Genomic DNA, 11,540 nt, shown 5'->3' on the forward strand with positions numbered 1-11,540 from the left:
GCCTCTGGGGTTGGGTTAGCTATAATTTGCAGTTGAACCACTTCAAAACAATCTGTAGTAGTTGATTCAACTCTGACATAAATAATTTGTGACCAAGGATTGATTGTAAAATAATTGGCCGGTGTCGGAATAGAAGTACCATCAACGTTGGCATCTGTCAAGGTTTCGTGGAAACTCACTATATAAGGATTTCCTCCTGTTATCGAATTAATGGCCTGATTTAGATTTACATTGATAAATCCGTCATTATTAGGATCACAAAATTGCAAAGGAGCCGGAGTAGTAACTACCAAGTCATTCACAACAGCATTGACTGTAAAATTCAACACATTAGAATTACAATTGGCCACCGTTTGATTTGCTATCAAGCTATGATTCCCAGCCGTAACGTTAAGGAAAAAAGGGCTGGCCTGAAAAGGGCCGCCATCTAAAGAATATTGATAATTGGCTCCTAATGGATTAGTAACCGTAACAGAATTCGAATTACAAGATTCCACTATAGAAGCCGTCGGAGTCACCGAAGGGACAACCTCTATTTGCATTGTTGTTGTAGTAGCGCACTGCCCAGCTGTTGGCGTAAAAGTATACGTTGTAGTAGCAGTATTATTTAATGCTGGTGACCAAGTTCCTGTGAAGCTGTTGTTTGAAGTAGTTGGCAAAGGTGTCATAACTGCTCCCGAACAAACCGGTGCTGCAGCCGTAAAAGTTGGTGTTGCATTTGAATTCACTACAATAGTAAGCGTAGTTGTTGTAGCACATTGACCCGGTGTTGGAGTAAAGGTATAGGTTGTAGTTGCCATATTATTCAACGCAGGTGACCAACTTCCGTTAATTCCATTGTTGGATGTAGTTGGCAAAGCCGATAAAGTTCCTCCCGAACAAATTGGTGCAACAGCCGTAAAGGTTGGCGTCACATTCGGGTTGACAACAATTTGCATAGTTGTCGTTAAAGCGCATTGGCCCGTTGTTGGTGTAAAGGTATACGTTGTCGTTGCCGTATTATTCAATGCAGGCGACCAAGACCCGTTAATCCCATCATTAGATGTGGTTGGTAAGGCTGATAAAACCCCTCCGGTACAAATTGGTGCTACCGCTGTAAATACAGGTACAATCGTATTTCCGTTCACCGTAACAGTCATCGTTGCAGTGGTGGCACATTGGCCCACCGTTGGTGTAAAAGTATAAGTTGTAGTGGCCGTATTATTCAATGCCGGTGACCAAGTTCCGGTAATACTGTTTAAAGAAGTTGTTGGCAAAGGCGACATCACAGCACCGGTACAAATAGTGCCTCCGGAACCTGCAAATATTGGTGTTATAGTGTTGCCATTAACTGTAATTGTCATAGTTGTAGTGGTAGCACACTGACCCGCTGTAGGTGTAAAGGTATATGTTGTTGTCACTGTATTGTCTAAAGCAGGAGCCCAAGTTCCGGTAAAACCATTGTTTGAAGTGGTTGGTAAAGCGGCTAAAGTTTGCCCTTGACAGATTGGTGCCACCTGAGTAAATGTTGGCGTAACATTCGGATTCACCGTAATGGTTAGTGTCGTGGTAGTAGCACACTGTCCGGCTGTTGGTGTGAAGGTATATGTTGTGGTTGCCGTATTATTCAAAGCCGGAGACCAAGTTCCCGTAATACCGTTGTTTGAAGTGGTTGGTAAAGCAGCTAAAGTTCCGCCTGAACAAATTGGAGCAACAGCTGTAAACGTTGGAGTAACGTTAGGATTGACCGTTATAGTCAATTGTTTGGTATTGGCACATTCACCGGCATTCGGGGTAAAAGTATAGGTAGTGGTCGCTGTATTATTCAAAGCCGGACTCCAAGTTCCGGTAATGCCGTTGGTTGAAGTAGTTGGCAGTGGAGACAAGGCTCCCCCTGAACAAATTGCAGCCACCGGATTAAAGGTCGGGTTTACCGGAGTAACGCAGGTAGGATAACAAGTTACAGTCTGGCTTGGTGTGCACACCCCGTTCCAAGTAAGTGTGAATGTGACCGATTGACCTTGTGTAACACCCGGTACAACATAATGTGACGGAGAAACTAATGAACCGGTAACCGGGGCTCCTCCATCAATAGAATATGAGAATGTAAAACTGGTTTGTCCTACATTGTTAAAATCAAAGGCAACGCTGGTTGGAGTGGAATTAGCATCGTCACAAAATAATTGTGGTGTTCCTGTTGGAGCAGTATTGGCAATACTAACCACAATAGCTGTTCTGGTACTTTCGCATCCTCCTACTGTTTGACTTACATAATACGTTGTAGTTCCAAGCGTAGTTGTTGACGGTGTAGGGGCCGTAGCCGAGGCCGTTCCCCCTGTCGCATTAGTTCCGTACCAGTTTAAAGTTCCTCCGGCAGATGGAGTTGCTGTTAATGGTGAAGCTGCTGCATTTTGACAGTAAGTAACCGGAGAAGCGCTTGGAGGATTTGGAACAACCATTGGATTTAACGTTACAGCTATTGGAGTGGAAATACATCCTGAAACCAAATCTCTAATTTGTAGAGTGTAATTCCCCGCGGCCAATCCGTTGAAGGAAGGACTCGCCTGGTATGAAGCTCCAGCATTCACACTATACTGATAATTGGCCGTTACATACTGATAACTCCCCACATTGGTATAATCTTGGGGATCTAAAGCAGTCCAATCGGCAGGATTCCATGTCATTGATGGGTGTGCCGCTCCGGCAAGTCTTCTGTAGCTATAACCCGGTGCATTGGTTGGTGTAAAAGCGACACCATCAGTTCTACCCCATAAATCAAACTCCACATTACCAACAGTAGCCAATCGAATATTATCATCAATATTGACACCACCACAGGCAGCAAAAGTCAAATTAGGAGTAACGCCTCCCTGATTTGTATTACTTCCAACCGCTACTACCACAACTGAGTTGTTCGCTAAGCTACCGGACAACAACAAATCACAAGAAGCAGTTGCATTTCCGTTATTATATACTTTAAGCCTGTAATTGGCTAAATTTTTAGTGACTCCTGTTCCGTTAAAAATTTCAACATAGGTTAAAGACCCTACGTCTTCGTCTGTTACTTCAGAGATAAACAAGTCTGATGGGACCGGTAATGGTGCCGGATTTACGGGACTGGTAAATACTATAGAACCCGTTGGTACAGCACAAGTAGGCTGTGTTACTGTATAAGCTGGTACTACGCAGGGTAAAGATGCGATACACGTTTGGTTGCCACTGGCAAAACAACCGGCTCCGCTAGGCATAACAAATATTTTAACCGAATCATTAACCGATAAACTATTTAGTGAAAAACTAGTTCCGCTGGTATTGCCACCATTAATAATTGCTCCGTTATTTATTGAATAAGTTATAGCGTAATTAGTGGCACCGGTGACTGCCGGCCAAGTAAAGCTGACCGAGGATGAAGTAGCAGCCCCACACGATATTGTCGGAGCTAATAACGGACTTACCGTTATGGTAACCGATTTTGATAAATTACAAAGTACATTAGATGAAAATTGGATGTCATCTATAGCAAAATCATTCCCTCCCGAATTAGTGTTATTATCAAACAATTGAATCTGCGCAGTAGTGCTTGCTCCTGAATTCCAATTCAATGGAGGAAATTGAGTCCATGTACAGGTTGTGGCAGGTAAATTCAAAATCCCAACAACAACTCCATTGATAACCACTCTTATTGAAGCCGGATTAGAACTCGTAAGCGATTGAGCCCAAAAGGTAAATGTATAAGTTTGAGCCGCAGACACCGGAATATTTTGTCCCCATACCATATCATTTCCTGAGTTGGTTGTCGAACCATCAACTACCATCATTTGTCCGGTGCCAGAGGTATGATCAACACAAGACGCTGAAAAACCGGTTTCCCAAGTACTGGGATTAGTCACTATTCCGTATGCTTTTTGCAGTAAAGAAGGATTGTTGGGAGTGTAATAATTATAGTCTGAATCAAATCCTACGTTCCCTCCGGAAAAATTACCATTTGTGACTAGATTTACACTGGTAATTGAATTTGAAGTAACCGTATAAACAGTAGTTTGAGAAGGACTCACTGTGGGATTGGAACTTGTGGGAGTTGTCAAACTGGGATCAGCCGGTGAAGCCGTCCAAGTATAGCCCGTAGAACCTCCGTTTGCAGTAAGGGTGATGGTATTTCCGGCACAAATAATCGTATCCGGTCCGGTAGTTAATCCCGCCGGAGCAACCAAAACAATATTGGTCTGCCCTACTGTTGTTCCGGCAGTATCTGTAACTGATATGCTGTAAGTCCCCGCTGCTAATCCAGTAAAAACGCCGGAAGTATTACTAGCAGTTGATGCTCCTGTGAGATTGTAAATCACATAAGGTTGTGTTCCATTATTGGCATAAGCTGTGATGGTTCCGTTAGTAGAATTGTAACACGTTGGATTGGTATAAGAATAGGACAACGTTAATGGTAACGGAGCTGCAACTAGTTCAATGTCGTCCAAGGCAAAATCATTCCCTGCTCCGCCTCCGGCTGTTTGCGTATCCGTCATCCAAATTTGAGCATTACTTGTAGTGGCTGTCCAACTGTAGGTTACTTTGGTCCAGGCAGAAGGACTTCCAACCGGACAAGTTGCCGATCCTGAAATCAAAACCGGCGCTGTAGTTGTTCCGTTTGTATTAATGGCGATTATTGCGGAATTGGCTAATGTATTGGTGGCTGAAATAGATTTAATCCAATACGAAAAGAAATAAGTTTGACCACTGACTACTCCTATGGTAGAACCGTTCAGCAGTTCCCAAATTTTATCATTTCCATTTCCTGATCCATCAACCACCATCATTTTTCCGGCTCCCGTTGTATGATCCGTTGTATGAACAAAGTTGGCCGTATTCATCGTAAAAGGATCTGTGATTACACTATACTCTCTTGGAACACTGGTTCCTGGAGTTGCAGGAAGAAAATAATTGGTTTGAAAACCAACACCACTTCCTCCGGCTTCAAATCCACCGTTAATCAATAAATTTTGGGTGAATCCCTGGAAGGAAATCAACATGATTGCAACTAGGAGTATTTTATGTAAAAAAGTAATTTTATTCATTTTGAAACTTTTAGGTAGGTATATCTTTTTGGGGATGTTTAAAACAATCTCAAAGATATTGATTTTTAACACTATACAATAACTATTTTAATTAAAACCGATTAAAAAGCCTCAAAAAATTGAGGCTTTTTAATTATCGTTTTTCAACTTTTCTTCTGTCTCTTTCCGTTTTTAGTAAATTGAGTTCTCTACTGGTCTGACCCGCTACAGAAGTATTTTCCTCCGCTCTGCGTATCAGGTAGGGCATCACATCACGCACGGGGCCAAAAGGCAAGTACTTAGCCACATTATAACCGTGTGCGGCCAAATTATAACTGATGTTATCACTCATTCCATACAATTGCCCAAACCAAATTCGATTGTCATTCTTGAGCACACCTTTGGCTTCCATTAACTCAATAAGTTTGTATGAACTTAATTCGTTATGTGTTCCCGCAAATATGGACATTCGATCCAAATGTTCCATCATATAGGCAACTGTTTCATCATAGTTTTTATCGGTAGCTTCTTTGCTTTCACAAATTGGAGTCGGATAGCCTTTCTCTTCCGCACGAGCATTTTCTTTTTCCATGTAAGCACCACGAACCAATTTCATCCCGACGTAAAAACCTTCCGTTTTGGCCTGGTTATGTAGTTTTTTCAAATAATCTAAACGATCCCAACGGTAAAGTTGCAATGTATTGAAAACAATAGCTTTTTCTTTATTGTATTTCTGCATCATTTCGGTTACCAAATCATCAGCCGCATCCTGCATCCAGCTTTCTTCCCCATCAATCAATAAGGCTACATCCTTTTCATAAGCCGCCTTACATACTTTGTCAAAGCGCTCTCTTACCCTATTCCATTCTTTTTGCTCTTCAACAGTCAGAGCTTGTTTTTCCCCTAATTTTTCGTATAAATAAAAACGTCCTAATCCTGTAGGCTTAAACACTGCAAAAGGAATAGCTTGTCTTTCTTTGGCAAATTCGATTGTCTTTAGAGTCATTTCCAAAGCAGCATCAAACTGCTCTTCTTCTTCTTTCCCTTCGACCGAATAGTCCAAAACTGAAGAAACGCCTTTGGTAAACATTTTATCCACTACTGTTAAACAATCTTCTTCAGTAGTACCCCCACAAAAGTGGTCAAAAACGGTAGCTCTTATTAAGCCTTCCACGGGCAGATGCGCTTTTAAGGCAAAATTGGTTACCGCTGTTCCAATGCGCACTAACGGCTCACTGTCAATCATTTTGAACAAAAAATAAGCACGGTCTAATTCGGTATCGGTTTTGAGGGCAAAAGCGACTTTGGTATCGTTGAAAATCTTTTCCATTTATTTTGTAATAATGCGACAAATATAAATAGTCTTTGGTGATTATTTAGCAATTTTTACAGTATTTTTGGGGCTCAATTGTAACAAAAATGCAACCCATCAAAGCCAACGGTTATCCTATATTTTTCGGTGAAAGCGGATATGAATTCCTCAATGCTTTTATTGAGGAGCGAAAGTACTCAAACCTCTTTATTTTGGTTGACACTCACTCCAACGAATACTGTCTGCCTCGATTGCTTTCTTTTTTGGCCACAACCAAAACCATCGAAATCATAGAAATTGAAAGTGGTGAAAGCGAAAAAAACATCAATACCTGTGTGGAGATATGGAACATTTTAACCGAATTGGGCGGTGACAGAAAGAGCCTTCTGGTCAATTTGGGCGGCGGTGTAATTACGGATATCGGTGGTTTTGTCGCTTCTACTTTTAAGCGCGGCATCGATTTTATTCACATACCCAGCACTTTGCTAGCCATGGTGGATGCCTCGGTTGGAGGAAAAAACGGAGTGGATTTAGGCAATTTAAAAAACCAAATTGGTGTTATCAATGTACCGCAAATGGTTTTGATTGATACTGAATATTTAAACACTTTGCCACAAAACCAAATGCGTTCCGGATTGGCCGAAATGCTGAAACACGGATTGATTTTTGACGCCGATTACTGGAACCATTTTCTGGATTTAAGCACTGTTGATTTTGCCGATTTTGATTTATTGATTCACCGTTCGATAGCAATTAAAAATGAAATCGTAATGCAAGACCCAACGGAGAACGGCATACGCAAAGCATTGAATTTCGGACATACTTTGGGGCATGCTATTGAAAGTTATTTTTTGGAAAATGAAACCAAAGAAAACCTGCTTCATGGTGAAGCCATTGCGGTGGGGATGATTTTGGAAAGTTACATTTCGTGGCAAAAAGGATTAATTTCCGCAGAAGAATACCTTCAGATTAAAACCGCCATTAATGCTATCTTTGATAAAATAATTTTCAACGAAAATGACCTGCAACCCGTATTGGATTTACTGATTCATGATAAAAAAAATGAGTATGGTAAAATTCAATTTGCGCTCTTGGATGGAATCGGTAAAATCAAAATCAATCAAGAAGCTGATAATGAATTAATTGCAAAATCCTTTGAAGATTACAGACATTAATATTATTTTCACAATAATACTTGCATTTCGAAAATATTATTTTTTACATTTGCCCTGATGATTAAAAGTGCCAATACTAGTATTTATAACGCTTGCAGTCAAGAAAATACCATTTTTTTCGGAACTGCAAATCCTCTTTTTTTGCAAATGAAAAGAGGTTGTATGGCTTTATGTTCACCCGTTACTTTCTTATTTCAGGAAAAACTACCGATTATTTATGCAAACATTAGGGTTTGAATTGCAGATTACTTTGTTTTATTTATACAATTTAATCTAAAATTTACAAGCTCAAATGAACACTAAATATTACGACTTAATCAACCAAACTTTTTACTTTCCGCAAGAAGAATTCACGCTCAACAAAGACACACTGCAGTTTCACAACATTGATTTAATGAAACTGGTTGAACAATATGGCACTCCTTTAAAATTTACCTATCTACCTGCCATCTCCAACAACATCAACAAAGCAAAAGGTTGGTTTAGAAAATCAATGGAGAAAAACAAGTATGAGGCCAAATATTACTATTGTTACTGTACTAAAAGCTCTCACTTCAAATTTATCATGAATGAGGCTTTTAAAAACAACATACATATTGAAACTTCTTCAGCCTACGATATTAATATTGTGGAGAAATTGATGGAAGAAGGCAAAATCAACAAAAACACTTATGTGGTTTGCAATGGCTTTAAGCGCGATGAATACATTGTAAACATTGCCCGCCTGATGAATAACGGTCACAACAAAACCATTCCCGTAATAGACAATTATGAAGAATTGGATTTATTGCAGGAACAAATCAAAGGCAAATTTAAAATCGGTATTCGTATTGCCGCCGAGGAAGAACCTAAATTTGAGTTTTATACTTCCCGATTAGGCATTGGTTACAAAGACATCGTTCCGTTTTACAGAAAACAAATCCAGGAAAACAAGCAGGTGGAGTTGAAAATGCTTCATTTCTTTATCAATACCGGTATTCGTGATACAGCGTATTATTGGAATGAATTGTTGAAATGTATGAAAGTGTACATTGCCTTAAAAAGAGAATGTCCTACATTAGACAGTTTGAATATTGGAGGCGGATTCCCCATCAAGAATTCCTTAGCATTTGAATACGATTACCAATACATGATTGATGAAATCCTGAATCAAATCAAAATTGCTTGTGACGAAGCTGAAGTAGATGTGCCGCATATTTTTACAGAATTCGGTTCGTTTACTGTCGGAGAATCCGGAGGAGCTATATATCAGGTTTTGTATCAAAAGAAACAAAATGACCGTGAGAATTGGAACATGATTGACTCCTCATTCATTACCACACTTCCTGATACCTGGGCCATCAACAAACGTTTTGTAATGTTGGCTGTGAATCGTTGGAACGACACCTACGAAAGAGTATTGCTGGGAGGTATGACTTGTGACAGCGACGATTATTACAATTCTGAGCAACACATGAATGCAGTATATTTACCTAAATATAATAAAGAAAAGCCTTTGTATATCGGTTTCTTCAACACCGGTGCTTATCAGGAAACCATTGGTGGTTTTGGCGGATTGCACCACTGTTTGATTCCGCAACCGAAACACATTTTGATAGACCGAGATGAAAACGGCATTTTGGCCACCGAAGTTTTTTCAGAACAACAAAGTTCAGAAGACGTCTTGAGAATATTGGGTTACGACCAAAAATAAACCATCGTTAACCGTAACGAGGAACCATATTTTTAACAAATTTAATTATTAAAACAGTTTGATGTTTTAGAAAAAAAGTTTTTCTTTGAACCGCAAACTACAAACAACTTATACACATAATGAGCAAGGGACCAATTAGTCAGTTTATCGAAAAAAATTATCTTCATTTCAACGCCGCAGCTCTGGTAGATGCTGCGAAAGGATACGAAGCGCATTTACTTGACAATGGAAAAATGTTGATTTCCTTAGCCGGGGCGATGAGTACTGCTGAATTAGGAAAATCGTTAGCCGAAATGATTCGTCAGGATAAAGTACATATCATTTCTTGTACCGGTGCGAACTTGGAGGAAGATATTATGAATTTGGTCGCTCACAATTCATACAAAAGAGTTCCTAATTACAGAGACTTGTCTCCACAGGAAGAGTGGGATTTACTTGAGAATCATTACAATCGTGTGACCGATACCTGTATTCCCGAAGAGGAAGCATTCCGTAGATTACAATCGCATCTTTATGATATTTGGAACAATGCCGATTCAAAAGGAGAACGTTATTTTCCTCATGAATTTATGTACCAAATGATTAATTCGGGTGTATTAGAACAATACTACGAAATTGATCCGAAGGATTCCTGGATGGTGGCTGCTGCGGAGAAAAACTTACCTATAGTAGTTCCCGGATGGGAAGACAGCACCATGGGAAATATCTTTGCTTCTTACTGTATCAAAGGTACTTTCAAACCAACAACCATGAAAAGTGGTATTGAATACATGATGTGGTTGGCCGATTGGTACACTAAAAACTGCTCAGGTAAAGGAATCGGATTCTTCCAAATTGGTGGTGGTATCGCCGGTGATTTCCCTATCTGTGTGGTACCTATGTTATACCAAGACATGGAAATGCATGACGTTCCTTTTTGGAGTTATTTTTGCCAAATTTCAGATTCAACAACCAGCTACGGTTCTTACTCCGGCGCTGTCCCAAATGAGAAAATCACTTGGGGAAAATTAGATATACACACCCCCAAATATATCATTGAATCGGATGCTACTATAGTAGCTCCGTTAATATTCGCTTACTTACTAGATTTATAAAATATTTTTTATGAGAAGAATTATTGTAGACTATGCTAAACTAACCGGTGACATACTGAATTTGTTAGTAGAGAAATTTCCTGAAGGATACGATGACACCGACATCATTCGTTTTCGCAATGCGCAAAACGAGTTGATTGAAGCTGTTGAAGTTCGTACTGAGGACACTATCTACTTAGTGAAAGTAAGTACCAAACTGGCAAGTCGAATGGAAAAATTTGATGAAGAAGACGATTTAGATTCTGTAATCGAACCTATTGAACCTATCAAAGGCTTAGATGACGATGACGATGCTCCTTCTGATGACGACGATGAAGAAGAAGATTTGTTAAAAGACAAAGGAGGTTCAGATGATGGTGACGGAGATGATGATATAGATGAAGATGATTTTTCGGATTCTGACAACTTCGAAGACGATGATGAAGAATAACTTTTGAGTAGTGTAAAATAAAAAATCCCAAATTCTTTTAGAATTTGGGATTTTTGTTTTAATCCAAGTAACGTTCCTGATACACTCTTTGGTGGTGATTTTGATGACCAATGATGGTAAAACCTAAAGCTCTTACCGATATTAGGTTGTTGGAAGCGGTCCCTTTTCGCATCAATTCTTCCTCTGACAATGACTTGAATAACGCTAAAGTTGCTTGTCTTACAATGAGGAATTCGGTTAGTAAATCCTGCAGGCTTCTTTTATCTGCATTAGCTTCCTCTACATAGTCATTTTCATCAAAGCCCGGCAAAGCGGTTTTATCGTTACGGGCAAAACGCAAAGCCCGATAAGCAAAAATTCGTTCGGCATCAATGAGGTGCAGGATGATGTCTTTGATGGTCCATTTGCCTTCGGCGTAACGGTAGTCAAATTTATCCATAGGGATGTTTTGAACAAACTTTATAAAACGGTGAACTGAAATTTCAAGCTCTTCTGTTAAAGAGTACTCTTCGGAGACTTGATTGATGTAAGTGGCAAAATGCCCGGCAAATTCGTCCGATTGTAATTGTGATGGTTTCATGATGGATGATTTTATTAAATACAAAGGTTGTGATTTTTTTATCAAAAACAGATAGCTTTATTGCAAAAAAATACCTCCTAATGGTTCATTTAGAATTGGGGATACTCCATTTATAACCGGGGATGCTCCATTTATAATTGGGGATGCTTCATTTAGAATTGGGGATACTCCATTTATAATTGGGGATACTCCATTTATAATTGGGGATACTCCATTTATAATTGGGGAT

General features: G+C 39.6%; 6 protein-coding genes and 1 pseudogene. 4 read left to right on the forward strand and 3 right to left on the reverse strand.

What is annotated here, in order from left to right:
• Together ACSVH6_RS13375 and ACSVH6_RS13380 are read right to left on the reverse strand one after the other, a co-directional pair.
• Positions 1-5,048: pseudogene (locus ACSVH6_RS13375) on the reverse strand (hypothetical protein); the annotation flags it as partial.
• Between the two features lie 133 nt (positions 5,049-5,181).
• Positions 5,182-6,357, reverse strand: a complete 1,176-nt coding sequence (locus ACSVH6_RS13380; RefSeq protein ID WP_438079345.1) for a proline dehydrogenase family protein — start codon at positions 6,355-6,357, stop codon at positions 5,182-5,184.
• An 89-nt stretch (positions 6,358-6,446) separates the two neighbouring features.
• Between ACSVH6_RS13380 and aroB the strand changes: the two genes are divergently transcribed.
• The 4 genes from aroB to ACSVH6_RS13400 all read left to right on the forward strand — a co-directional run bounded on the left by aroB (position 6,447) and on the right by ACSVH6_RS13400 (position 10,731).
• The gene (gene aroB / locus ACSVH6_RS13385; protein ID WP_438079346.1) at positions 6,447-7,514 is read left to right on the forward strand and encodes a 3-dehydroquinate synthase; all 1,068 of its coding nucleotides are present in this window, start codon (positions 6,447-6,449) and stop codon (positions 7,512-7,514) included.
• A gap of 292 nt (positions 7,515-7,806) precedes the next feature.
• Complete coding sequence (locus tag ACSVH6_RS13390) at positions 7,807-9,207, forward strand: arginine decarboxylase (protein WP_438079348.1); 1,401 nt, start codon at positions 7,807-7,809, stop codon at positions 9,205-9,207.
• Positions 9,208-9,326: 119 nt separating this feature from the next.
• Positions 9,327-10,301, forward strand: coding sequence for a deoxyhypusine synthase family protein (locus ACSVH6_RS13395; RefSeq protein WP_438079350.1), 975 nt, complete (start codon positions 9,327-9,329; stop codon positions 10,299-10,301).
• 10 nt (positions 10,302-10,311) lie between these two features.
• Positions 10,312-10,731 (forward strand): DNA primase, encoded by a 420-nt coding sequence (locus ACSVH6_RS13400; protein WP_438079352.1) that lies wholly within the window; start codon positions 10,312-10,314, stop codon positions 10,729-10,731.
• 58 nt (positions 10,732-10,789) lie between these two features.
• Here the strand turns inward: ACSVH6_RS13400 and ACSVH6_RS13405 are convergent, their stop codons facing one another.
• Complete coding sequence (locus tag ACSVH6_RS13405) at positions 10,790-11,311, reverse strand: DinB family protein (RefSeq protein ID WP_438079354.1); 522 nt, start codon at positions 11,309-11,311, stop codon at positions 10,790-10,792.
• Between the last annotated feature and the right edge of the window lie 229 nt (positions 11,312-11,540).

It is taken from the genome of Flavobacterium sp. XGLA_31 (assembly GCF_051547105.1).
Taxonomy (GTDB): Bacteria; Bacteroidota; Bacteroidia; order Flavobacteriales; family Flavobacteriaceae; genus Flavobacterium.

Coding starts and splice junctions, on each gene's coding strand:
- ACSVH6_RS13380 (WP_438079345.1), bottom strand. CDS start 6,357: ATGGAAAAGATTTTCAACGATACCAAAGTCGCTTTTGCCCTCAAAACC.
- aroB (WP_438079346.1), top strand. CDS start 6,447: ATGCAACCCATCAAAGCCAACGGTTATCCTATATTTTTCGGTGAAAGC.
- ACSVH6_RS13390 (WP_438079348.1), top strand. CDS start 7,807: ATGAACACTAAATATTACGACTTAATCAACCAAACTTTTTACTTTCCG.
- ACSVH6_RS13395 (WP_438079350.1), top strand. CDS start 9,327: ATGAGCAAGGGACCAATTAGTCAGTTTATCGAAAAAAATTATCTTCAT.
- ACSVH6_RS13400 (WP_438079352.1), top strand. CDS start 10,312: ATGAGAAGAATTATTGTAGACTATGCTAAACTAACCGGTGACATACTG.
- ACSVH6_RS13405 (WP_438079354.1), bottom strand. CDS start 11,311: ATGAAACCATCACAATTACAATCGGACGAATTTGCCGGGCATTTTGCC.